The organism is Ramlibacter sp. P4_H7, assembly GCF_056400765.1.
Genome location: NZ_JBFUKP010000004.1, coordinates 183,732 through 207,171, shown reverse-complemented (window position 1 = coordinate 207,171; position 23,440 = coordinate 183,732). Strand labels below are relative to the sequence as shown.

Annotated in this window: 25 protein-coding genes; 13 read left to right on the top strand and 12 right to left on the bottom strand. The window is 68.8% G+C overall.

The annotated features are described in order from the left end of the window. Nucleotides 1-63: 63 nt before the first annotated feature. A complete protein-coding gene (locus AC1DSA_RS07925) occupies nt 64-1,071 on the bottom strand; it encodes a D-2-hydroxyacid dehydrogenase family protein (protein WP_477887791.1) in 1,008 nt (335 codons plus the stop codon). Between the two features lie 94 nt (nt 1,072-1,165). On the opposite strand from AC1DSA_RS07925, the gene AC1DSA_RS07920 reads away from it, so the two are divergent. Beyond that, nucleotides 1,166-1,681 (top strand): DUF1993 domain-containing protein, encoded by a 516-nt coding sequence (locus AC1DSA_RS07920; RefSeq protein ID WP_477887789.1) that lies wholly within the window; start codon nt 1,166-1,168, stop codon nt 1,679-1,681. On the opposite strand, the gene AC1DSA_RS07915 is transcribed toward AC1DSA_RS07920, so the two are convergent. Both AC1DSA_RS07915 and lexA read right to left on the bottom strand, forming a co-directional pair. Then, on the bottom strand, nt 1,662-1,952 hold the full coding sequence (locus AC1DSA_RS07915; protein ID WP_477887787.1) for a hypothetical protein: 291 nt from the start codon (nt 1,950-1,952) through the stop codon (nt 1,662-1,664). The genes AC1DSA_RS07920 and AC1DSA_RS07915 overlap by 20 nt on opposite strands. 110 nt (nt 1,953-2,062) lie before the next feature. After that, nucleotides 2,063-2,737, bottom strand: coding sequence for a transcriptional repressor LexA (gene lexA, locus AC1DSA_RS07910; protein ID WP_477887785.1), 675 nt, complete (start codon nt 2,735-2,737; stop codon nt 2,063-2,065). A 67-nt stretch (nt 2,738-2,804) separates the two neighbouring features. Here lexA and AC1DSA_RS07905 point away from each other — a divergent pair, with 67 nt between their 5' ends. Continuing rightward, entirely contained in the window at nt 2,805-3,740 is a 936-nt protein-coding gene (locus AC1DSA_RS07905) for an asparaginase (RefSeq protein WP_477887783.1), read from the top strand. On the opposite strand, the gene adk is transcribed toward AC1DSA_RS07905, so the two are convergent. The 6 genes from adk to AC1DSA_RS07875 form a co-directional block, all read right to left on the bottom strand. Next, nucleotides 3,737-4,396 carry an adenylate kinase gene (gene adk / locus AC1DSA_RS07900; RefSeq protein ID WP_477887781.1) on the bottom strand — a complete coding sequence of 220 codons (660 nt, stop codon included), beginning with the start codon at nt 4,394-4,396 and terminating at the stop codon, nt 3,737-3,739. The two genes, AC1DSA_RS07905 and adk, sit on opposite strands and share 4 nt — an antisense overlap. 145 nt (nt 4,397-4,541) lie before the next feature. Next, on the bottom strand, nt 4,542-5,300 hold the full coding sequence (gene kdsB / locus AC1DSA_RS07895; RefSeq protein WP_477887779.1) for a 3-deoxy-manno-octulosonate cytidylyltransferase: 759 nt from the start codon (nt 5,298-5,300) through the stop codon (nt 4,542-4,544). 8 nt (nt 5,301-5,308) lie between these two features. Continuing rightward, complete coding sequence (locus AC1DSA_RS07890; RefSeq protein WP_477887778.1) at nt 5,309-5,515, bottom strand: Trm112 family protein; 207 nt, start codon at nt 5,513-5,515, stop codon at nt 5,309-5,311. After that, on the bottom strand, nt 5,454-6,485 hold the full coding sequence (lpxK, locus tag AC1DSA_RS07885) for a tetraacyldisaccharide 4'-kinase (protein ID WP_477887776.1): 1,032 nt from the start codon (nt 6,483-6,485) through the stop codon (nt 5,454-5,456). The genes AC1DSA_RS07890 and lpxK overlap by 62 nt, the downstream gene beginning before the upstream one ends. After that, nucleotides 6,482-6,910 (bottom strand): ExbD/TolR family protein, encoded by a 429-nt coding sequence (locus tag AC1DSA_RS07880; RefSeq protein WP_477887774.1) that lies wholly within the window; start codon nt 6,908-6,910, stop codon nt 6,482-6,484. Before AC1DSA_RS07880 ends, lpxK begins: the two co-directional genes overlap by 4 nt. Next, complete coding sequence (locus AC1DSA_RS07875; protein ID WP_477887772.1) at nt 6,907-7,539, bottom strand: MotA/TolQ/ExbB proton channel family protein; 633 nt, start codon at nt 7,537-7,539, stop codon at nt 6,907-6,909. Before AC1DSA_RS07875 ends, AC1DSA_RS07880 begins: the two co-directional genes overlap by 4 nt. Before the next feature lie 368 nt (nt 7,540-7,907). Here AC1DSA_RS07875 and xseA point away from each other — a divergent pair, with 368 nt between their 5' ends. After that, nucleotides 7,908-9,215: an exodeoxyribonuclease VII large subunit gene (gene xseA / locus AC1DSA_RS07870; protein ID WP_477888042.1), complete on the top strand. Its 1,308-nt coding sequence runs from the start codon at nt 7,908-7,910 to the stop codon at nt 9,213-9,215. 35 nt (nt 9,216-9,250) lie between these two features. Then, nucleotides 9,251-9,832 carry a superoxide dismutase gene (locus AC1DSA_RS07865; protein WP_477887770.1) on the top strand — a complete coding sequence of 194 codons (582 nt, stop codon included), beginning with the start codon at nt 9,251-9,253 and terminating at the stop codon, nt 9,830-9,832. A gap of 62 nt (nt 9,833-9,894) precedes the next feature. Here AC1DSA_RS07865 and AC1DSA_RS07860 read toward each other — a convergent pair whose 3' ends face one another. The 3 genes from AC1DSA_RS07860 to AC1DSA_RS07850 form a co-directional block, all read right to left on the bottom strand. Continuing rightward, nucleotides 9,895-10,332, bottom strand: a complete 438-nt coding sequence (locus AC1DSA_RS07860; protein WP_477887768.1) for a DUF192 domain-containing protein — start codon at nt 10,330-10,332, stop codon at nt 9,895-9,897. A gap of 69 nt (nt 10,333-10,401) precedes the next feature. Next, on the bottom strand, nt 10,402-10,650 hold the full coding sequence (locus AC1DSA_RS07855; protein WP_477887766.1) for a hypothetical protein: 249 nt from the start codon (nt 10,648-10,650) through the stop codon (nt 10,402-10,404). Nucleotides 10,651-10,838: 188 nt separating this feature from the next. After that, a complete protein-coding gene (locus AC1DSA_RS07850) occupies nt 10,839-11,144 on the bottom strand; it encodes a hypothetical protein (protein ID WP_477887764.1) in 306 nt (101 codons plus the stop codon). A gap of 206 nt (nt 11,145-11,350) precedes the next feature. Between AC1DSA_RS07850 and icd the strand changes: the two genes are divergently transcribed. From icd to AC1DSA_RS07805, 9 genes are all read left to right on the top strand, one after another. Next, complete coding sequence (gene icd, locus AC1DSA_RS07845; protein ID WP_477887762.1) at nt 11,351-12,604, top strand: NADP-dependent isocitrate dehydrogenase; 1,254 nt, start codon at nt 11,351-11,353, stop codon at nt 12,602-12,604. 478 nt (nt 12,605-13,082) lie between these two features. Then, nucleotides 13,083-15,377: an NADP-dependent isocitrate dehydrogenase gene (locus tag AC1DSA_RS07840; protein ID WP_477887760.1), complete on the top strand. Its 2,295-nt coding sequence runs from the start codon at nt 13,083-13,085 to the stop codon at nt 15,375-15,377. A 20-nt stretch (nt 15,378-15,397) separates the two neighbouring features. Then, nucleotides 15,398-17,941: a cation-translocating P-type ATPase gene (locus tag AC1DSA_RS07835; protein ID WP_477887758.1), complete on the top strand. Its 2,544-nt coding sequence runs from the start codon at nt 15,398-15,400 to the stop codon at nt 17,939-17,941. 79 nt (nt 17,942-18,020) lie between these two features. After that, nucleotides 18,021-19,070 (top strand): ubiquinone anaerobic biosynthesis protein UbiU, encoded by a 1,050-nt coding sequence (gene ubiU / locus AC1DSA_RS07830; protein ID WP_477887756.1) that lies wholly within the window; start codon nt 18,021-18,023, stop codon nt 19,068-19,070. 5 nt (nt 19,071-19,075) lie between these two features. Then, on the top strand, nt 19,076-19,972 hold the full coding sequence (gene ubiV / locus AC1DSA_RS07825) for a ubiquinone anaerobic biosynthesis protein UbiV (protein ID WP_477887755.1): 897 nt from the start codon (nt 19,076-19,078) through the stop codon (nt 19,970-19,972). Further along, complete coding sequence (ubiT, locus tag AC1DSA_RS07820; RefSeq protein ID WP_477887753.1) at nt 19,969-20,466, top strand: ubiquinone anaerobic biosynthesis accessory factor UbiT; 498 nt, start codon at nt 19,969-19,971, stop codon at nt 20,464-20,466. Before ubiV ends, ubiT begins: the two co-directional genes overlap by 4 nt. Further along, the gene (locus AC1DSA_RS07815) at nt 20,457-21,053 is read left to right on the top strand and encodes a UbiX family flavin prenyltransferase (RefSeq protein WP_477887751.1); all 597 of its coding nucleotides are present in this window, start codon (nt 20,457-20,459) and stop codon (nt 21,051-21,053) included. The genes ubiT and AC1DSA_RS07815 overlap by 10 nt, the downstream gene beginning before the upstream one ends. A 1-nt stretch (nt 21,054) precedes the next feature. Then, nucleotides 21,055-22,539, top strand: coding sequence for a 4-hydroxy-3-polyprenylbenzoate decarboxylase (gene ubiD, locus AC1DSA_RS07810; RefSeq protein ID WP_477887749.1), 1,485 nt, complete (start codon nt 21,055-21,057; stop codon nt 22,537-22,539). A 95-nt stretch (nt 22,540-22,634) separates the two neighbouring features. Then, nucleotides 22,635-23,357: a glycine zipper 2TM domain-containing protein gene (locus AC1DSA_RS07805; RefSeq protein ID WP_477887747.1), complete on the top strand. Its 723-nt coding sequence runs from the start codon at nt 22,635-22,637 to the stop codon at nt 23,355-23,357. Nucleotides 23,358-23,440 lie beyond the last annotated feature (83 nt).

The following is a 23,440-nucleotide window of genomic DNA, read 5'->3' as shown; positions in this document are numbered from 1 at the left end:
TGGTGGTCGACAAGGGCGGGGTCCCTCCGGATGGCGGCGCATCATCCGCCATTTGGGAAGACCCTAGCGGCGTACCTGCAAGGCGCCGGGGTTCACGATGTTCGTGGGCGTGCCCTTGATGTAGTTGACGACGTTGTCGAAGGCGGCGCCGAAGTACAGCTCGTAGCTTTCCTGCTCGACGTAGCCGATGTGCGGCGTGCAGATGCAGTTTTCCAGCCGCAGCAGGGCATGGCCCTGCAGGATGGGTTCGCTCTCGAACACGTCGATCGCCGCCATGCCGGGGCGGCCGCGGTTCAGTGCGGCGATGAGCCCCTCGGGCTCAATCAGTTCGGCCCGCGAGGTGTTCACGATCATCGCCGTCGGCTTCATCCGGTTGAGGTCCTCCAGCTTGACGACGCCGAAGGTCTCCTCGTTCAGGCGCAGGTGCAGGCTGAGCACATCGCTTTCGGTGAAGAGCGCCTCGCGGCTGGGCGCGGCCAGCAGGCCGTCGCTGAGCGCCTTGGCGCGCGACTCGGGACTGCCCCACACCTGCACGCGCATGCCGAAGGCCTTGCCGTAGCCGGCGACCAGCTGGCCGATCTTGCCGTAGCCCCAGATGCCCAGTGTCTTGCCGCGCAGCACCATGCCGACGCCGAAGTTGGGCGGCATGGAGCCCGACTTCATCCCGGACTGCTGCCAGGCGCCGTGCTTGAGGCTGCTGATGTACTGCGGCAGGCGGCGCATGGCCGTCATGATCAGCGCCCAGGTCAGTTCCGCCGGGGCGATGGGCGAGCCCACGCCTTCGGCCACGGCGATGCCGCGCTCGGTGCAGGCTTCGATGTCGACGTGCGCGCCGACCCGGCCGGTCTGGGAGATGAGCTTCAGGCGCGGCAGCTTTTCCACCAGCTGGCGGGTGATGTGGGTGCGTTCGCGGATCAGGACGATCACGTCGGCATCCCGCAGGCGCACGGAAAGTTGGCCGATGCCCTTGACGGTGTTAGTGAAGACTTTGGCCGGATAGGCTTCCAGCTTGGACGCGCACTGCAGCTTGCGGACCGCGTCCTGGTAATCGTCGAGGATCACGATGTTCATCCCCGCGATTGTGCCTCGGCGCATGCCCGGCCGTCGGCGGGGCTGTTGCCGGGGCGCTAGCATCGCGGGTTCACCCCCACAAGGAGACTCTCGAATGGCGATGTCGATGTACACGGCCAGCGTGCCGTTGTTCCAGCACATGCTGCGCAACCTGATCCACATCCTGGACAAGGGCGGGGCCAACGCGCAGGCGCGCAAGATCGATCCCGCAGTGCTGGCGGCCGCCCGCCTGGCGCCGGACATGCTGCCCTTCACCCGCCAGATCCTGATCGCCTGCGACGGCGCCAAGAACGGCGTGGCGCGCATCTCGGGCGTGGAGGCCCCGAAGTTCGAGGACAACGAGGCGACCTTCCCGGAGCTGAAGGCCCGCGTGCAGAAAACGCTGGACTTCCTGGCCACCGTGCCCGCCGCCAAGGTGGACGGCACCGAGGACAGGGAGATCACCTTCCCGGTCGGCCGCGACACCACCCGGACGATGAAGGCCCAGGCCTACCTGACGACCTGGGTGCTGCCCAACTTCTTCTTCCACGTCACGACTGCTTACGACATCCTGCGCCACAACGGCGTGGACCTGGGCAAGACCGACTACCTCACGGGCGGGCAGCGCTGACGGATTCCTGGGCGGCGAGGCGTTCGAGCTCCGCGCAGACGTCCGCCAGCCGCCCGGAGATGACCATGCGCCCCGCCACCGCGCGCGGCGCGCTCGGCTCCAGCACGCGCACGACGCGCAACGGCATGGCCGGGCGCGATGCCGCCATGCGCTGAACGGGCGCTGGCACCGCAACGCGGGGCACGGGTGCGGGACGCGGGGCGAGCCAGGCGGCGAAGGCCTGCAGGCGCGCGAACAGGTTGGCCAGGGGAAAGAGGAATGCGGTTGCCATGTGACAGCTCCTGTCGGAAAGACACAGGCAGGATTGGTTGGACATGCGGCGGCCGCAGGGTGATGGCGACCGCTCGCCATACGCCTGCCACCTGCGGAAGCCGCGGGGATTTACATCAGCATGGTGTTGCGGATCAGGCCGACGGCCACGCCCTCGACCTCGAAGGGCTCGCCCGGTTCCACCACGATCGTGGGGTAGTCCGGGTTTTCCGCGTGCAGTTCGATCAGGTGCTTGTTGCGCCGGAAGCGCTTGACCGTCACGTCCTCGCCCAGGCGCGCGACGATGATCTGGCCGTTCTTCGCGTCCTTGGTGGCCTGGACCGCGAGCAGGTCGCCGTCCATGATGCCGGCGTCGCGCATCGACATGCCACGCACCTTGAGCAGGTAGTCGGGCCGCCGCTGGAACAGCCCGCTTTCGACGTAGTAGGTCTGGTCGACGTGTTCCTGCGCCAGGATCGGCGAGCCGGCGGCCACGCGACCGATGAGGGGCAGTGCCAGCTGCGCCAGCCCCTGCAGCGGCAACTGGAACTGCTTGACGCGTGATTCGTGGATGGAGCGCAGGGCCTCGCTCTGCAGGCGGATGCCGCGCGAGGTGCCGCTGACGAGTTCGATGACGCCCTTGCGCGCCAGCGCCTGCAGGTGCTCTTCTGCCGCGTTCGCGGACTTGAAGCCGAGCTCGGCCGCGATCTCCGCGCGGGTGGGCGGCGCGCCGGTGCGCGCGATGGCGCTCTGGATCAGGTCCAGAATCTGTTGCTGGCGGGCTGTCAGCTTCGGTGTGTCCATCATGGGGCGGGCTCCGGCTGGTTACTGTGTTGATATCCAGTATCTGTATTTTTAAACAGTTTGGACGGGAATGCAAGTGAGTCGCAGAAGAATCGTCGTCCTGGGCACCGGCGGCACCATCGCCGGCCGTGCCGCCTCCGCCGCGGACAACCTCGGGTACCGCGCGGGCGAGGTGGGTGTGCAGGACCTGCTGGCGGGCCTGCCGGCGGCAGCGGACGTGGAACTGCACGCCGAGCAGGTGGCGCAGCTCGATAGCAAGAACATGGACTTCGCCACCTGGTGCAAGCTGGCGCAGCGCTGCATGCATTGGCTCGCGCAGCCCGAGGTCGCGGGCATCGTCGTCACGCACGGCACGGACACCATGGAGGAAACCGCCTTCTTCCTGCAGTCGGTGCTGGCGCCGGCGAAGCCGGTGGTGCTGACCGGCGCGATGCGCCCGGCGACGTCCTCGGCGCCGGACGGCCCGCAGAATCTCACGGACGCGATCGCCGTGGCGGCCTCACCGCTGGCGCAAGGCGTGTGCGTCGTGTTTGCGGGCGCGCTGCACGGCGCCGCGGACGTGCAGAAGGTGCACGGCTACCGGCTGGATGCGTTCTCCTGCGGCGACGCCGGCGCGCTGGGCTACGTGGAAGAAGGCCGGCTGCGCATGTTGCGCGCGTGGCCGCAGGGGCCTGCGCTGCGCGATGCCGCATCGCTTCCGCAGCCCGAGGCGTGGCCCAGGGTCGAGATCGTCATGAGCCATGCGGGCGCCGGCGGCGCGATCGTGCGGGCCCTCGCGGCGGATGGCGTGAAAGGCCTGGTCGTAGCCGCCACCGGCAACGGCACCGTGCACCATGCGCTGGAAGACGCGCTGCTGCAGGCGCAGCAGCAAGGTGTCGTGGTGCTGCGCAGTTCGCGCTGCGCGCAGGGCCGGGTACTGCCGCACGCGGGCGACCGCCTGCCTTCGGCCGACGGACTGTCGCCCGTGAAGGCCCGGATCGCCCTTCTGCTGGAGTTGATGCGCTAGCAGTCCGCGAGGGCTTGCAGCGCGCGCTCGGTGATCTGGTCGACCTCGCCCATGCCGTCGATCTTGCGGACCTGCGGCGCGTTCTTCGGGTCGGCCTTGGACCAGGCGGCGTAGTAGTCCACCAGCGGACGCGTCTGGGCGGCGTACACCTCCAGGCGCTTGAGCACGGTGTCTTCCTTGTCGTCGTCGCGCTGGATCAGCGGCTCGCCGGTCACGTCGTCCTTGCCGTCCACCTTGGGCGGATTGAACTTGACGTGATAGGTGCGGCCCGAGGCCGGATGCGCGCGGCGTCCGCTCATGCGTTCGACGATCGCCTGGAAGGGCACGTCGATCTCCAGCACGCAGTCGATCTTCACGGCGGCCTTCCTCAGCGCCTCCGCCTGCGGCAGGGTGCGCGGGAAGCCGTCGAACAGGAAGCCCTTGGCACAGTCGGGCTGCGTGATGCGTTCCCGCACGAGCCCGATGATGATGTCGTCGCTGACCAGCGCGCCCGAGTCCATGACCTTCTTGGCTGCCAGGCCCAGCGGCGTGCCGGCCTTCACCGCCGCGCGCAGCATGTCGCCGGTGGAGATCTGCGGGATGCCGTACTTCTGGCAGAGAAAGGTGGCCTGCGTTCCTTTGCCGGCGCCTGGCGCGCCCAACAGGATCAGTCTCATGGGGGAGTCCTCGGATGGTTTCGAATCGTCCGGCACTGCGGGCCGGCGTTTCGCCACGCCTTCGCGCCTGTTGGCTCGGAGGATAGCATGCACCCTCCTGCGCGGAACTTACGCGCAGGGCTGGAAAGTCGTGACCGCGGCGGCCTTATTTGCCAGCGAAAAGGCGGCGCACGCGCTCCAGGTCCTCGGGCGTGTCGACGCCCGCGCCCGGGGCGCTGGCGGTCACGTGCACCGCGATCCGGTGGCCGTGCCACAAGGCGCGCAACTGCTCCAGCGCCTCGCATGATTCCATCGGCGCCTGCGGCATGCCGGGGAAAGCGCGCAGGAAGCCGGCGCGGTAGCCATAGATGCCCACGTGGCGCAGCGGCGCCGGGTCCGGCAGGGCCTGCACGCCTTGCGCGAAACCGTCGCGCCACCAGGGAATGGGCGCGCGGCTGAAGTAGAGCGCCAGGCCATCCGCCTGCAGTGCGACCTTCACGACGTTGGGATTGATGAAGTCGGCGACGCTCCCGATGGGGTGCGCGGCCGTGCTCATGCTGGCCTCGCGGCGGTCTTCCAGCAGCGCGGCCACGGCGTCGACCAGCGCGGGATCGATCAGCGGCTCGTCGCCCTGCACGTTGACGACCACGTCGTCGCCCGCCAGGCCCAGGAGCTCGCACGCTTCGGCGAGCCGGTCGCTGCCGGAAGGGTGGTCGGGCCGGGTCAGCACGGCACGCACCCCGTGGCGGCTGCAGGCGTCGGCGATGCGCGCGCTGTCGGCCGCAACGACCACCTGGGCGGCGGACGACTGTTCGGCACGCTGCGCCACGCGCACGACCATGGGCAGGCCGGCGATGTCGGCCAGCGGCTTATCGGGCAGGCGGGTGGAGGCGAGCCGCGCGGGGATGAGGACGGTGAAGCCCACGGCGCGCGCTAAACCAGCGGGGTGCGCGGGGGCAGGCGCTCGAGCTCTTCGTCGCTCAGCGTGCGGGCCTCTTCCTCGAGCAGAAGCGGGATGCCGTCACGCACGGGATAGGCGAGGCGGGCACTGCGCGACAGCAGCTCCTGGCGCTCGCGGTCAAAGTCCAGCGGCCCCTTGGTCACGGGGCATACGAGCAGCTCGATCAGGCGGGGATCCATGCGGCGATGATAGCCGCGCGGAAAGCCGCCGATCGAACTCCTGCCAGAACGCGGCAGGCACCGAAAGCTGCAGCGGCACGGCCCAGGCGTCCGGCCGCAGGCGCCACAGCTTCACCGCATCTTTCTCGGTGCACACCAGCGGCCCGGCGGGCAGGGTGTCGCCCTCGGTGAAGGCGTGGTGGTCCGGCAGCGCATGCGTGCCGGCCAAGGTGAAGCCCGCGTCACGCAGCATCGAGAAGAAGGCTTCGGGATTGGCGATGCCAGCGAGCGCATGGACCGGCTGTTGCCGCAGTTCGGCCAGGGTGCGGCGCACGCCGTCGGCGCGGATGGCCTCCGTTGCGAGCGCGCGCCGCAACGGGTGGCCACCCAGCTGCGGCAGCTGCTCCGGCCGCAGCACCAGGTCCACGGGCCGGGGCCACGGTTCGCGCAAGGGACCGGCGGGCAGCAGCCAGCCGTTGCCGACGCCGCGGGCGTCGAACACGCAGATCTCCAGGTCGCGTTCCAGCGCGTGGTGCTGCAGGCCGTCGTCACTGACGAGCACCTGGGTCTGGGGATGCGCCTGGAGCAGCGCGCGTCCCGCGTCGGCTCGCCGCGGCGCGACGAACACCGGGACGCCGGACTTCTGCTTCAGCAGCAGCGGCTCATCGCCGACCGAAGCCGGGTCGTCCTGCGCATGCACCTCGACGCAAGCCTCGCCCGAGCGGCCGTAGCCGCGCGAAACGACCCCGGCGGCGATGCCGCGCGCGCGCAGGTGTTCCAGGATGGCCAGCACCACCGGCGTCTTGCCGGCGCCACCCGCGATGACGTTGCCGACCACCACGACCGGCACCGCCAGCCGTTCACGCCGGCGCAGGCCGCGCGCATGGAGCGTGCGATCGAGCGCAGCGAGCGCGCGGTAGACGAGGGACAGGGGAGCCAGCAGCCACGCGGCCGGGCCGCGGTGCAGCCAGGCGCGCTGCAGCGCGTTCACTTGCTCCCGGCCTGGGTGGACGACTGGGTGGCGAAGGTGATCTGCGACAGCCCGATGCGGCGCGCCGCCTCCATCACCGTGATCACCGACTGGTGGGTGGCCGTGGCGTCGGCGCTGATGATGACGACGGAGTCCTTGCCGGCCTTCGCCGCGTCCGTCAGCGCCTCGGCCAGCGCTTCCGGCGTGCGGCCGCGCACCGGGTGCTTGTTGACCATGTAGCGGCCGTCGCTGGACACGGCGACGACGACTTCCTTCGGGTAGTCGCGCTGCGCCTCGGTGTCCGCCACGGGCAGCTTCAGCTGCATCTCGGTGAACTTGCTGTACGTGGTGGTCAGCATCAGGAAGATCAGCACGACCAGCAGCACGTCGATGAACGGGATCAGGTTGATCTCCGGCTCGTCCTTGGGACGCGGGCGGAAGTTCATGCGCGACGCAGGTTGTTCAGGTGGCGCGCAAAACGCTCCGCGGCCAGTTCGAGCGTCAGCAGGTACTCGTCGACCCGGGCGCGGAAGTAGCGCCAGAAGATCAGCGCGGGGATGGCGACGATCAGCCCGAACGCGGTGTTGTACAGCGCGACCGAGATGCCGTGCGCCAGCTGCGCGGGGTTGCCGCCGGTGGCGCCGCCGGCCGCGCTCTGCGAACCGAAGATCTCGATCATGCCGATCACGGTGCCCAGCAGGCCGAGCAGCGGAGCGGCCGACGCGATGGTGGCCAGCGCGTTCAGGTACCGCTCCAGGCGGTGGGCGACAGTGCGGCCCGTGCTCTCCATGTTGGCGCGGAGGTCGGCCTCCGTGCAGCGGGGGTCCGAGTTCAGCGCGCGAAACCCGCTGGCGAGCACCTCGCCCAGTGCCGAGTTCTGCTCGAGCTGGCGGACCACGTCGGGCGCGGGCACCGAGACCCTGGACACGGCCAGGGCCTCATCGAGCAGGCGGGGCGGCGCGATCTTGGCGGTCTTGAGGCTCAGGAAGCGCTCGATGACCAGGGCGAGGGCGAGGATGGAGCAGGCAACCAGTGGCCAGATCGGCCAGCCTGCGGCTTGTATGATCGAAAGCAAGGGGTACTCCGCCGGGGAACTCTCTACGACTGCCGAAGGCGTTTTGCTGCGCCTCTCGTGCGGCGGATTATGGCGGTCTTTCGCCTGTAGGAATCCCTCGCCGCATCCGTAGGACTTGTCTACGTGGCCGTAGGACGACACTCACAAATCTTGTGGATAACTTTGTTGAGAAATCCCCCTGCATCCCGCGGCGACCCGCGCCAATGCTCAGTTGTGACAAAACGATGACGAAATGAGCAGGAATTTCTCTTTTGAAATCAATGACTTGCTCGGAAAAATCAGCGTCCGCGCGGGTTTCCGTGTTGGCATGCCAGTTCGTTGCACGCTGTGGATGAATTTCCATCGGGTTTACCCTGGGGGTGGGTGATTTGCTGACGGACGGAGAGGCAACGGCGGCTTCGGCGCGCCGGATCTGGTCGGTCGGCGCGCTGTGCCGCGCCATCGCCGACGCGCTCGAGGCGCGCTTCAATCCGGTCGCGGTGCGCGGCGAGATCTCCGGTTTCTCGCGTGCGGCCAGCGGCCACTGCTACTTCTCGCTGAAGGACGCGCAGGGCCAGGTGCGCTGCGCCATGTTCCGGCGCGCCGCGGGGCTCCTCGACTTCGCGCCCCGGGACGGCGAACTGGTCGAGGTGACCGGGCGTCTCGGCGTGTACGAGCCGCGGGGCGACCTGCAACTGATCGTCGAGAGCATGCGCCGCGCGGGGCAGGGTGCGCTGTTCGAACAGTTCCTGCGCCTGAAGGCGAAGCTGGAAGCCGAAGGCCTGTTCGACGGCGCGCGCAAGCGGGACCTGCCGCTGCTGCCGCGCGGCATCGGCATCGTCACTTCGCTCGGCGCCGCTGCCTTGCATGACGTGGTGACTTGCCTTCGGCGACGTGCCCCGCACGTGCCGGTGGTCCTGGCACCGGCATCGGTCCAGGGCAGCCAGGCGCCGGGCGAACTGGTCGACGCATTGGGGGCGATGTACCGACTGGCCGAGCAGGGCAAGGTCGACGTGATCCTGCTCGTGCGCGGCGGCGGCTCGCTCGAAGACCTGTGGGCTTTCAATGACGAACAGCTGGCGCGAACCATCGTGGCGAGTCCGGTGCCGCTGGTGAGCGGCGTCGGCCACGAGACCGACTTCACCATCGCCGACTTCTGCGCCGACGTGCGCGCGCCCACGCCGACCGCCGCGGCCGAACTGGCCGCGCAGCCGCAGGAGACGTGGCTGGCTGCGCTGGGACTGATGCATGAGCGGCTGCGCGAAGCGGCATGGCGCCGCATCGACCGGGCGAGCCAGCGGCTCGACCAGGGAGCGGCGCACCTGGGCCGTCCTTCGGCGCGCACCGCCCAGCAGCACCTGCGCATCGAGCGGCAGGCACAGCGGCTGCGCTTCGCCGTCGCCGCGCGCGTGCGCAACGGCCACGACGGATGGACGCAGGCGCAAGCGACGCTGGGCACGGCCCTCACTCAGCGCCTGGAACGCGGCACGCGCCAGTGCGAACGGCTTGCGCTGAGGTTGCAGTTGCTCGATCCGCGACTCGTGCTGCAGCGGGGCTACGCCCTGCTCACCGATGCCGCGTCGGGGCATCCCATCACCAGCGCGCACCAGCTGCATGCGCAACAGGACGTGCGAGCCGCCCTTGCCGATGGCGAGGTTGATCTGCGCGTGCTGCCCGGCCGTGCGATTCGTCCCTAGAATCGCTCGTCCAACCCCACACCACGAGGAAGAAGATGGAACACGTCCTGCCCCCCCTGCCGTACCCGATCGATTCGCTGGCCCCGCACTATTCGCGCGAGACGCTCGAGTACCACCACGGCAAGCACCACAACGCGTACGTTGTGAACCTCAACAACCTGCAGAAGGGCACCGAGTTCGAGAACATGCCGCTGGAGGACATCATCAAGAAGTCCTCGGGCGCCATCTACAACAACTCCGCCCAGGTGTGGAACCACACCTTCTTCTGGAACTGCATGAAGCCCAGCGGCGGCGGCGAACCCACCGGTGCGCTCGCCCAGGCGATCACCGGCAAGTGGGGCAGCTACCAGGCCTTCAAGGAAGCGTTCGTCAAGTCGGCCGTGGGCAACTTCGGCTCCGGCTGGACCTGGCTGGTGAAGAAGCCGGACGGCTCCGTCGACATCGTCAACACCGGTGCCGCCGGCACGCCGCTCACCACCGCCGACAAGGCGCTGCTGACCGTGGACGTGTGGGAACACGCGTACTACATCGATTACCGCAACCTGCGCCCCAAGTTTGTCGAGACCTTCCTCGACAAGCTGGTGAACTGGGACTTCGCGTCCAAGAACTTCGCGTAACCAGACAAAACAAGGGCCCTGACGGGCCCTTGTCCTTGGGCGGCGCCGCTTGCGGCGTCGTTTCACTGAAAGGGCGGTCCGGCGAGCTTCTGCCCGGGCTTGATGCCCTTCTTCGAGAACCATCCCGTGTTCATCTCCAGCACGTAGCGCACGGGCCGCGCGGAGCAGTGGGAGTCCAGGGTCTGCGGCTTCATCTCGTCGATGTTGACGATGGTGCCGTCGTCGGCGACGAAGGCCACGGACAGCGGCAACAGCGTGTTCTTCATCCAGAAGCACTGCTGCGACGGACCCTCGAACACGAAGAGCATGCCTTCGTGCTGGGGCATCTCCTTGCGGTGCATCAGGCCGGTGGCTCGCTGGTCGGGCGTGGTGGCCACCTGCGCGTCGATGACGTGCATGCCGGACGCCAGCTTCACGCGGGGCAGGTTCATCTGCGGCTCTTCCTGCGCGAAGGCGGCGCAGGCCAGCAGGGCGGCGGCGAAGGCGAATGACTTCTTCATGGCGCTATTGTGGGTGCTCCAAGAAAAATGCCCGCGCTGAGGCGGGCATCTGTCGACAAGGCGAAGAACTTAGTTCTTGTCCTTCTTGGCGGCCGGGTCGGCGGCAGCCTTGTCGGTGGTCTTCTTGGTCGAAGTCTTCTTGGTCGAAGTCTTCTTGGTGGACGCCTTCTTCTCGGCCTTCGCGTCAGGCTTGGCTTCGGTCTTGGTCTCGGCCTTGGCACCGGACGCGCCAGCCATCGGGGCGCCAGCGTGGGAGGCGGCGAAAGCGGTGGAAACGGCGAAGAGGGAGGCGACCAGGGCGGCCAGCAGCTTGCTCATGGGAAAGGTCCTTTCGGGATTGTTCGGGATTCAAGACCTCCCGGAACAGCCGGGCGGCCCATCCGTAACGGCGGCTCGTTCCCGGCGGTTGACACGTCGTTGCGTCAGGGAAAGTAAGGAGGGGAAAGCAGGCGCCCACGAAAAAGCCGCCCGAAGGCGGCTTTGGAGGAAATCAGGAAGCAGTCGGATTACGACTTCTTCTCTTCCTTCTTCACTTCTTCCTTCTTGGTGGAAGCCTTCTTGTCGGCCTTCGCGGTGGCCTTCTTGTCGGCCTTGGCGGCGGCCTTCTCGTCCTTCTTCTCGGTCTTGGCGGCGGCCTTGTCTTCCTTCTTCGCTTCTTCCTTCTTCACTTCGGCCTTGGCCGGAGCAGCCTTCACTTCGGCCTTGGCCGGAGCAGCCGGGGCGGCGGGCGTCGCCGGGGTGGCGGGCGTGGCTTGGGCGAACACGGCGGCGGAGAACAGACCGGCAACCAGGGCGGCGAGGAGCTTGCTCATGGAAATTTCCTTCAGATCGATCGTTATGAAAAGCCCGACGGGAATGTCAGACCCTTCGGAAACGTGGCAAAGGCTCAGCTGGTTGACACGCGGGGCCGCGGCCTGTTGAAAGGGGCGCGACAGTTTGAGGGCTAGAATTTGCAGGTTTGCCGCCGGGTCGCCCGGCGGTGCGCACACCCCATCCCTCCCCGGAGACGTTTCCCCCCATGTACCAGCACATCAAGGTGCCCGCCCAGGGCCAGAAGATCACTGTCAATGCCGACATGTCCCTGAACGTGCCGGACCAGCCGATCGTTCCGTACATCGAGGGCGACGGCACGGGCGTCGACATCACGCCCGTGATGCTGAAGGTGGTGGATGCCGCGGTGGAGAAAGCCTACGGCGGCAAGAAGAAGATCCACTGGATGGAGATCTTCGCCGGCGAGAAGGCCACCAAGGTCTACGGCCCCGACGTGTGGCTGCCCGACGAGACCCTCAAGGTCGCGCGCGAGTACGTGGTGTCCATCAAGGGCCCGCTGACGACGCCGGTCGGTGGCGGCATCCGTTCGCTGAACGTCGCCTTGCGCCAGGAACTGGACCTGTACGTCTGCCTGCGCCCCATCCAGTACTTCAAGGGCGTGCCCTCGCCGCTGAAGGAGCCGGAGAAGACCAACATGGTCATCTTCCGCGAGAACTCCGAGGACATCTACGCCGGCATCGAGTACGAAGCCAACACCGACAAGGCCAGGAAGGTCATCGATTTCCTGATCAAGGAAATGGGCGTCAAGAAGATCCGTTTCCCCGGCACGTCCGCCATCGGCATCAAGCCGGTGTCCGTCGAGGGCACCGAGCGCCTGGTGCGCAAGGCGCTGCAGTATGCGATCGACAACGACAAGCCCAGCGTGACCATCGTGCACAAGGGCAACATCATGAAGTTCACGGAAGGCGGCTTCCGTGACTGGTCCTACGCGTTGGCGAAGAAGGAATTCGGCGCGGTCGAGATCGACGGCGGACCGTGGTGCAAGTTCAAGAACCCGAAGACGGGCAAGGACATCATCGTCAAGGACGTGATCGCCGACGCCTTCCTGCAGCAGATCCTGCTGCGCCCCGCCGAATACAGCGTGGTGGCCACGCTCAACCTGAACGGCGACTACGTGTCCGACGCGCTCGCCGCGCAGGTCGGCGGCATCGGCATCGCCCCTGGCGCGAACCTGAGCGACTCGGTCGCCATGTTCGAAGCCACCCACGGCACGGCGCCCAAGTACGCGGGCAAGGACTACGTGAACCCGGGTTCCGAGATCCTGTCGGCCGAGATGATGCTGCGCCACATGGGCTGGACCCAGGCCGCGGACCTGATCATCAGCTCGCTCGAGAAATCGATCCTGTCGAAGAAGGTCACCTACGACTTCGCCCGCCTCATGGACGGCGCCACGCAGGTCAGCTGCTCGGGCTTTGGTCGGGTGATGATCGAGAACATGTGACGGGTCGCCGTTTCACGCCCGGCTCCCAGTGGGCCGGGCCAGGACGGGACTGTCCGCCTCTGCGAATGTCCCCCGGCCCGGCCTGAGGGCCGCGCCTCCTCCTTTGTTTCGCCGAGTCGAACAGTCCCGTCTCGGCCCTGCGACGTGCGTGCATGAACGAGCCCGGCTTGCGGGGCCCCCTCCATGCGTGCCTGTTCCGTGGTCTCCCTCGCGTGGTTCCGCTGCGAACGTGCGCCACCCAACCTCGGCTGCCGATGACGGAGTGAAGAAGCAAAGCGCGCCCTTCGCGGCGCGGTGCAGGATCGGGATGGGACTGTCCGACTCAGCGAAATAAAGGAGGAGGCGTGGGCTTGCCCGCGCCGGGGGACATTCGCAGAGGCGGACAGTCCCATCCCGATCCGGCCCAAGGGGCAGCAGGTCTCGACGACGGTGGCCCTGCGTACCTTGGCAGGGATCCCGTAAGGTTCCACAGCCTAAAATGCTGGCTCGCATCGTGGCGCTCGCCGACTTCATCCACCTTCTTGAGAGACATCCCTTGGCTGCCGACCGTTCCAAGATCATCTACACGCTCACCGACGAAGCTCCTTACCTGGCGACGCACTCGTTCCTGCCCATCGTGCGGACCTTCGCCGCGGCGGCGGGCATCGAGGTGGTGGAGAGCGACATCTCCGTGGCCCATCGGATCCTGGGCGAGTTCCCGGATTTCCTGACCGATTCGCAAAAGGTGAACAACACCCTCGCGGAACTGGGCGAGAAGACGCTGCAGCCCGATGCCAACATCATCAAGCTCCCCAACATCAGCGCTTCGCAGAACCAGCTGCTGGCCGCGGTGCGCGAGCTGCGCGCCCGGGGCTACATGGTTCCCGAGTTCCCCGAGAACCCGAAGACGGACGAAGAGAAGGCGATCCGCCAGCGCTACGCCAAGGTGCTGGGATCGGCCGTGAACCCAGTGCTGCGCGAGGGCAACTCCGACCGCCGCGCGCCCAGGGCGGTCAAGGAATACGCCCGCAAGAACCCGCACAGCATGGCCGAGTGGAGCCCCGCCTCGCGCACCCACGTCTCGCACATGTTCCACGGCGACTTCTACCACGGCGAGAAGTCGATGACGCTCGAGAAGGCGCGTGACGTCAAGATGGAGCTGGTCACGAAGTCGGGCAAGACCATCGTGCTCAAGCCCAAGGTCTCCCTGCTCGCGGGCGAGATCATCGACTCCATGTTCATGAGCAAGAAGGCGCTGCTGGCGTTCTACGAACAGCAGATCGAGGACGCGCACAAGACCGGGGTGATGTTCTCGCTGCACGTGAAGGCCACCATGATGAAGGTGTCGCACCCCATCGTGTTCGGCCACTGCGTGCGCCTGTTCTACAAGGAAGCCTTCGAGAAGCACGGCAAGCTGTTCGACGAGCTGGGCGTGAACGTCAACAACGGCATGGCCAACCTGTACGACAAGATCGCGACGCTGCCGCAGTCGCAGCAGGACGAGATCAAGCGCGACCTGCACGCCTGCCAGGAACACCGCCCCGAGCTGGCGATGGTGGACTCCGCCAAGGGCATCACCAACTTCCACTCGCCCAACGACATCATCGTCGACGCCTCGATGCCGGCCATGATCCGCCAGGGCGGCAAGATGTATGGCGCCGACGGCCGCCTGAAGGACGTGAAGGCGGTGATGCCCGAGTCGACTTTCGCCCGCATCTACCAGGAGATCATCAACTTCTGCAAGTGGCACGGCAACTTCGATCCGCGCACCATGGGCACCGTGCCCAACGTGGGCCTGATGGCGCAGCAGGCCGAGGAATACGGCTCGCACGACAAGACCTACGAGATCCCGGAGGACGGCGTTGCCAACATCACCGACCTGGCCACCGGCGAAGTGTTGCTGACGCAGGACGTGGAGCAGGGCGACATCTGGCGCATGTGCCAGGTCAAGGACGCGGCGATCCGCGACTGGGTCAAGCTGGCCGTGACGCGCGCCCGCAATTCCGGCATGCCCACCGTGTTCTGGCTGGACCCGTACCGCCCGCACGAGAACGAGCTGATCAAGAAGGTCCGCACCTACCTGAAGGACCACGACACCAAGGGCCTGGACATCCAGATCATGAGCCAGGTGCGCGCCATGCGATTCACGCTGGAGCGCGTGATCCGCGGCCTGGACACCATCAGCGTCACCGGGAACATCCTGCGCGATTACCTGACCGACCTGTTCCCCATCATGGAGCTGGGCACCAGCGCCAAGATGCTGTCGATCGTGCCCCTGATGGCCGGCGGCGGCATGTACGAGACCGGCGCGGGCGGCTCGGCCCCCAAGCACGTGCAGCAGCTGGTGGAGGAGAACCACCTGCGCTGGGATTCGCTGGGCGAATTCCTGGCGCTGGCGGTCAGCCTGGAGGATGAAGGCATCAAGACCGGCAACGCCAAGGCGAAGGTGCTCGCCATGGCGCTGGACGCCGCCACCGGCAAGCTGCTGGAGAACAACAAGAACCCCTCGCCCAAGACCGGCCAGCTGGACAATCGCGGCAGCCAGTTCTACCTGACCCTGTACTGGGCCCAGGCGCTGGCGGCGCAGAAGGACGACGCCGAGCTGGCGGCGCGCTTCGCTCCCCTGGCCAAGTCGCTGGCGGCCAACGAGCAGAAGATCGTCGACGAGCTCAATGCGGTGCAGGGCAAGCCGGCGGACATCGGCGGCTACTACTTCCCGGACCGCAAGAAGGTCAGCGCCGTGATGCGGCCCAGCGAGACCTTCAACGCCGCGTTGGCGGCCGCGCAGGGCTGAACCGAAGACAGGCCTGTACGGTGCCGGCCGCCGAGCCGACCGACCCCACCCGGGGCCTCCAGGAGGCCGAGGCGCGCAGGCGTCTCGGCCTTTCTGGTTTCAACGAGCTGCCCGCCGCCGCCCGACGCGGTGCACTGGGGCTGCTGCGCGACGTGCTCGCCGAGCCGATGTTCCTGCTGCTGGTGGCCTGCGGCGGGATCTACCTGGCGCTGGGCGACGTGCACGAAGCGCTGATGCTGCTGGGATTCGTGCTCGTCGTCGTGGCCATGACCTACGTGCAGCGGCGCCGCTCCGAACGCTCCCTGGAGGCGCTGCGCGACCTGTCGAGTCCGCGGGCGCTGGTGGTGCGCGACGGCGCGCCGCGGCGCATCCCCGGCCGCGAAGTGGTGGCCGGCGACGTGGTGCTGCTGTCGGAAGGCGATCGCGTCCCCGCGGACCTGCTGCTGGTGGAGGCCTCGAATGTCTCCGTCGACGAGTCGCTGCTCACGGGGGAATCCGCGCCGGTCACCCGGCACGCTGCACGGGAGGGAGCCGGGAGCGACGAGGAAGCGCTGGTGTTTGCCGGCACGCTGGTCACGCAGGGCACGGCGCGCGGCATCGTGCGGGCCACCGGCGCGCGCAGTGCGCTCGGCCGCATCGGCGCGTCGCTGGGTGCCATCACGGCCGAGCCGACGCCGGTGCAGAAGGAGATGCTGCGGATCGTTCGCTGGATCGCGGCCGCGGGGCTCGCCGTGGCCGCGGCCCTGGTGCTGGTGCACGGGCTGTCCCGCGGGGACTGGCTCGACGCGGTGCTCGCCGGCCTCACGTTCGCGATGGCCATCCTGCCGGAGGAACTGCCGGTGGTGCTCACCATCTTCCTCGGGCTCGGCGCCTGGCGGCTGGCGCGCGAGAAGGTGCTCACGCGCAGCATGCCGGCCGTGGAACTGCTGGGCGCGACCACGGTGCTGTGCGTGGACAAGACCGGCACCCTGACGCAGAACCGCATGGCGGTGCGCCGGCTGTGGGTCGACGGCGACGTGCAGGCGCTGCAGGAGGGCGCGCCGCCGGGCCTGCCGGAGGCCTTCCACCCGGTGCTCGAATACGGCGTGCTCGCCAGCCGGCGGCGGCCCTTCGATCCGATGGAAGTCGCCATCGCGCAGGCGGGCCGGCTTCACCTGGCGGGCACCGAGCACCTGCACGCGGACTGGGCGCTGGTGGACGATTACCCGCTGTCGCGCGCGATGCTGGCGATGTCGCGGGTCTGGCAATCGCCCGACCGGCAGGAGCGAATGGTGGCCGCGAAGGGCGCCCCGGAAGCCATCGTGGACCTGTGCCACCTGCCGGCCGCGCAGGCGCAGCGGATCATGGAAGCGGTGACGGCCCTGGCGCGCGACGGGCTGCGGGTGCTGGGCGTGGCACGCGCGATCTTTCCCGGAGCCGCGATGCCGGAGGTCCAGCACGACTTCGATTTCGAGTTCGTCGGCCTGCTGGGGCTGGAGGACCCGGTGCGTCCCGACGCCCGCGCCGCGGTTTCGGAGTGCCGCGCGGCCGGCATCCGCGTCGTGATGATCACCGGTGACCATCCGCAGACGGCACTGTCCATTGCCCGCCAGGCGGGGCTTGCCGCGACCGATGGGTACCTCACGGGCGCCGACCTCGACACGCTGGACGACGCCGCGCTGGCTGCGCGCCTGGCCGGCACGCACGTGTTCTGCCGGGTCCGGCCCGAGCAGAAGCTGCGCCTGGTGCAGGCGTTCCGTGCCCGAGGCGACGTGGTCGCCATGACGGGCGACGGCGTGAACGACGCGCCCGCGCTCAAGGCGGCCCACATCGGCGTGGCCATGGGCGCGCGCGGCACCGACGTGGCGCGCGAAGCCGCGGACCTGGTGCTCCTGAACGACGACTTCGCCTCGCTCGTGACGGCGGTGCGCCACGGCCGGCGCGTGTTCGCCAACCTGCGCAAGGCCATCGCCTTCGTGATCGCGGCGCACGTGCCGATCGTCGGCCTGTCCGTCCTGCCGGTGCTGCTGGGATGGCCGCTGATCCTGCTGCCGGTCCACATCGTGTTCCTGCAGCTGATCATCGATCCGGCGTGCTCCATCGTGTTCGAGGCGGAGCCGCCGGAGGCCGACGCCATGCAGGTCCCGCCGCGCGCGCCGCGTTCGCACCTCTTCGATGCGCAGGTGCTGCTGCGCGGCCTGCTCCAGGGCGCGGGGCTGCTGGTGCTGGTGCTCCTGGCCTACCTGTTCGCGAGCCGGTTGGCGTCCCACGACGTCGCGCGTGCCGTGGCGTTCTCGGTCCTGGTCCTGAGCAACCTGGCGCTGATCCAGGCAAACCGCGCCTGGGGCCTGCGCAGCCATGGCCGTGCGGGCAACCCCGCCTTCGCGTGGATCGCGCTGGGCACGGGCGCGCTGCTGGCCCTGGTGCTGACGGTGCCGCCGGTGGCGGCGCTGTTCGCGTTCGCGATCCCGGCGCCGCGCCTGCTCGCCGTCGCCGCCGGCCTGGCCGTGCTGGCGCTGTTCTGGTGCGAGGGCGTGAAGCGCTGGCCGGTCCGGCACGCGGGAGGACACGGCCCGAAAGCTTGACGCGGGTCAGAACTCCCTGCGGGGAGCGCGCGTATCGTTCGCAGCATGCCTGCCCCCTAGCGCAGGGCCCAAGCGATCCATGCACGCTTCCGCTGTACCGGCCACCGAGCCGGCGACTTCCGCACCCTCCCTCGAACTCGTGTGTCCCGCCGGCAGCCTGCCCGCGCTGAAGGCGGCCGTCGACGGCGGCGCCGACTGCGTCTACATGGGCATGCGCGACGCCACCAACGCGCGCAATTTCGCCGGGCTGAATTTCGACCGGGCCGCCATCGAGAACGGCATCCGCTACGCGCACGCCCGCGGCGCCAAGGTGCTGATGGCCATCAACACCTATCCGCAGGCCGGCAATCCCGGCCCCTGGCGCTCCAGCATCGACCAGGCCGCGGAGATGGACATCGATGCCGTGATCGTGGCCGACCCCGGGCTGATGCAGTACGCCTCGCGCAAGCATCCGAAGCTGCGGCTGCACCTGTCCGTGCAGGGCTCGGCGACCAACTACGAGGCGATCAACTTCTACCGCGAGCAGTTCGGCATCCAGCGCGCGGTGCTGCCGCGCGTGCTGTCGCTGGAGCAGGTCAAGCAGCTGGTGCAGCGCACGCCGGTGGAGATCGAGGTGTTCGGTTTCGGCAGCCTGTGCGTGATGGTGGAGGGCCGCTGCGCGCTGTCGTCCTACGTCACCGGCGAATCCCCCAACACGCACGGCGTCTGCTCGCCCCCGAAGGCGGTGCGCTGGCAGGACACGCCCGAGGGCCTGGAAGCCCGCCTGGGCGGCGTGCTGATCGACCGCTACGCCCCCGGCGAGAACGCGGGCTACCCGACGCTGTGCAAGGGCCGCTTCGACGTCGCCGACGACAAGGCGTTCTACGCCATCGAGGAACCCACCAGCCTGAACACGCTGGACCTGCTGCCGCAGCTGGTGAAGATCGGCGTGCGCGCGGTGAAGATCGAAGGCCGCCAGCGCAGTCCCGCCTACGTGGCGCAGGTGACCCGGATCTGGCGCGAAGCCATCGACCAATGCCTGGCGCTGGGCCATCGCTACACCGTGAAAACCGGCTGGATGGCCGGCCTCGACCAGGTGGCCGAGGGCCAGCAGCACACGCTGGGCGCCTACCACCGGGCCTGGAAATGAAGACCATGAAGCTCTCCCTCGGCCCCCTGCAGTACTACTGGCCGCGCGACGCCGTGCTGGCGTTCTATGCCGCGATCGCGGACACGCCGGTGGACATCGTCTATTTCGGCGAGGCCGTCTGCTCGCGGCGCCGCGAGATGCGGCTGCAGGACTGGCTCGATGTCGCCCACATGCTGCGGACCGCCGGCAAGGAAGTGGTGCTGTCCACCCAGGTGCTGCTGGAATCCGGCGCGGACGTGGCCACGATGCACAAGATCGCCGCCAACGGTGAGTTCACCGTGGAGGCCAACGAGATGGGCGCGGTGCACTGCCTGGCGGGCAAGGTCCCGTTCGTGGCGGGGCCTCACCTGAATCTCTACAACGCGGATGCGCTGCGCTGGATGGCCGAACTGGGCGCCACGCGCTGGGTGATGCCCACGGAGATGAAGCGCGACGACCTGATGCTGCTGCAGCTCGAACGCCCGTCCGGCCTGGAGACCGAAGTGTTCGCGCTGGGCCGGATGCCGCTGGCCTTCTCGGCGCGCTGCTTCACGGCGCGCCACCTGAACCTGCCCAAGGACGACTGCGGCTTCAGCTGCATCGCCCATCCCGATGGCCAGACACTGCGCACCCGCGACGGCGAACCCTTCCTGGTGCTCAACGGCATCCAGACGCAGTCGGCCCGCGTGTACAGCCTGCTGCAGGAGACCGAGGACCTCGCGGCGCGTGGCGTCGACGTGCTGCGCCTGAGCCCGCAGTCGCAGAACATGGGCGACGTGATCGCGCTGTTCCATGCCGCGCGCACCGGCGGGCTCAGCGTGGAGGAAGCCGATGCCGGCCTGCGGGCCCTGCTGCCCGGCGCGGAATGCAACGGCTACTGGCATGGCCGCCCGGGCCTCGAGCGCGTGGAGGTGGCCGCGTGAAGGCGCCGACCTTGCGCGGCCTGCCCGAGTGCCCGCCCGCGGTGGCCTCGGTACTGGCGCGGCTGCCCGCCTATCCGGGCTCGCTGCTGCTGGCCACCGCGCTCAACGCCGGCCTCGCGCCGCACCTGCCCGCGGACGTGTCGGCCCTCATGACGCGCCGCAAGTTCCGCATCCACGTGCGCGATGCGCGCCTCGCCTTCGATTTCACCTGGACCGGCGCGCGCTTCGCGCCGCTGCCCCGGCAGGCGCAGACCGACCTGACCATCACGGCCACCGGGCCGGATTTCCTGCGCATGGCCCGCCGCGAGGAGGACCCCGACACGCTGTTCTTCAGCCGCCGGTTGACCATGGAAGGCGACACGGAGCTGGGCCTCGTCGTGAAGAACACGCTGGACGCGCTGGAGCTGCCGGTGCTGGAACACCTGAGCCGCTTCGGGCGCAAGCCCGCCCCGGAAGCCCGGCACACGCGGCGGGGCGCCGGGCCATGGACCTGAGCGACGCCGCGGGCCGACAGCGCATCGTCGTCGCGATCTCCGGTGCGAGCGGCGCCTGCTACGGCGTGCGCTTGCTGCAAGCCCTGCGCGAAGCACCCGGGTTCGAGTCGCACCTGGTGGTGTCGCCGGCCGGCTGGCGCAACCTGGGCCACGAACTCGCGATGACGCCCGCCGACCTGCGGCCGCTGGCCGACCACGTGCACGACGTGGTCGACGTCGGCGCCATCATCGCCAGCGGCAGCTTCCGCGCCGCCGGCATGGCGGTGGCCCCGTGCTCGATGCGCACGCTGGCGGCGATCGCCAACGGGATGGGCGACAACCTCATCACGCGCGCCGCCGACGTGATGCTCAAGGAGCGCCGCCGCCTCGTGCTGATGGTGCGCGAGGCGCCGCTGCACCTGGGCCACCTGCGCAACATGGTCGCCGTCACCGAAATGGGCGGCGTCGTCTGCCCGCCGGTGCCCGCGTTCTATTTGCGGCCGAAGACCGTGCAGGACATCGTCGACCAGGCCGTCGCGCGGGTGCTCGACCTGCTGGATGTGCCGCATGCGCTGTCGGCCCGCTGGGCCGGCGAGGCGCCGCGCTGACATGGGCTACCGCGACCTGCGCGAGTTCATGGCGCAGCTGGAGCAGGACGGTGAACTGCGCCGCGTGCGCCAGCCGGTGTCGCCGCATCTCGAGATGACCGCCATCGCCGATCGCGTGCTCCGCGCCGCGGGACCGGCCCTGCTGTTCGAGCAGCCAACGGGCCATCGCATCCCGGTGCTGGCCAACCTGTTCGGCACGCCGCGGCGCGTCGCCCGCGCCATGGGCGTGGCCGACCTGAAGGGCGTGCGTCCCTTCGGCGAACTGCTCGCGCGCCTGAAGGAGCCCGAGCCGCCGCGGGGTTTTCGCGAGATGCTCGGCATGGGCGAGCTTCTGAAGCGCCTGTGGCACATGGCGCCGCGCGAGCTGTCCAGTGCCCCTTGCCAGGAGCAGGTGCTGGAAGGCGCGGACGTGGACCTCGGGGCGCTGCCGGTGCAGCACTGCTGGCCCGGCGACGTCGCGCCCCTCATCACCTGGGGCCTGACCATCACGCAGGGGCCGAACAAGCCGCGCCAGAACCTGGGCATCTACCGGCAGCAGGTGCTGTCGCGCAACCAGGTCATCATGCGCTGGCTGCCGCACCGGGGCGGCGCGCTGGACTTCCGCGAGCACGGCATCGCGCATCCGGGCACGCCTTACCCGGTGGCCGTGGCGCTGGGCGCGGATCCGGCGACGCTGCTGGGTGCGGTGACGCCGGTGCCGGACTCGCTGTCCGAGTACCAGTTCGCCGGCCTGCTGCGCGGCAGCCGGACCGAAGTCGTTCCCGCGGTCGGCGTGCCGCTGCGCGTGCCGGCCTCCGCCGAGATCGTGCTGGAGGGCCACATCCGTCCCGATGCGGCGCACCCCACCGGCTTCGCGCATGCCCTGGAAGGCCCCTACGGCGACCACACCGGCTACTACAACGAGCAGGCGTCCTTCCCGGTGCTGACCGTGGAGCGCATCACCATGCGGCGCGATCCGGTCTACCACTCCACCTACACCGGCAAGCCGCCGGACGAGCCGGCCGTGCTGGGGCTGGCGATGAACGAGCTGTTCATTCCGCTGCTGCAGCGGCAGTTCCCGGAGATCGTCGACTTCTACCTGCCGCCCGAGGCCTGCAGCTACCGCATGGCGGTGGTGAGCATCCGCAAGGCCTACCCGGGCCATGCCCGGCGCGTGATGATGGGCGTGTGGAGCCACCTGCGCCAGTTCATGTACACCAAGTTCGTGCTCGTGGTGGACGACGACATCGACGTGCGCGACTGGCGCGAGGTGATGTGGGCGCTGTCCACGCGCATGGACCCGGCCCGCGACACGATGACCATCGAGAACACGCCCATCGACTACCTGGACTTTGCTTCCCCGGTGGCCGGTCTCGGGAGCAAGATGGGCATGGACGCCACCAACAAGTGGCCCGGCGAGACGCAGCGCGAGTGGGGCAGGGCCATCACCATGGAGCCCGCGGTCGCGGCGCGGGTGCAACGGCTCTGTGAAGAGCTGGGGTGCTGATCCCGGGGCAGGGGGCTGCCATCTGTTACACCGTCCGGTCAACGCCGGCCCCGCGGCTACCGTTGGCAGGTCATCACCCGAGAAAGCCCGACCGCATGCGACGCACCACCATCCTCCTTGCCGCCCTGGCCGCCGTCCTCGCGGCACCGCTCGCGCGCGCCGACGATGACGACCACGGCCGCGGACACGGCCACGGCCACGGCAAGCACAAGGAGGAATTCTGGGACGGCAACTGCAAGGTGACCCGCGAGTGGAAGAAGGACGGCGAGTACAAGGAAAAGCGCAAGTGCAAGGGGCCTGAGCGCGTGGTCGTGGTGCCGGCGCCCGTCGCGCCGGTCCAGCCCGTGTACGCGCATCCGCCCTGGATGGACCGGCAGGAGGGCCAGTACGTCTACCGGCCGCAGTACCGGCCGGCCCCGGTGGCGGGCACCTACCGCTGCAACAGTGCGACCGTCGGCCGCGTGCTTGGCGGCATCGTCGGCGGCACCCTGGGCAACCAGATCGGCAAGGGCGACGGCCGCACCCTGGCCACCATCGGCGGCGCCGTGGCGGGCGTGCTGATCGGCGGCGAGGTGGGAACGCGCATGGACGCTCAGAACCAGGCCTGCGTGGGCGAGGTGCTGGAGGTGGCGCCCGTCAACTCCCGCGTGCAATGGGTGGAAGGACCGGCGAACTACGTGGTCGTCCCCGGGCAGGTGCAGTACGTGCAGGGGTCCTATTGCCGGCCGTACCGGCTGGAGGTGAAGACCGAACACGGCGTGCAGCGCACCCGCGGCACGGCATGCCGGCGGCCGGACGGCGTCTGGATCGCCCATTGACGCCCACGAAAAAGCCGCCCTCGGGCGGCTTTTTGCTGGGGCCGATGGTCAGCGCGTCGCCGCCCCCGGCCTTACTTGCTGGC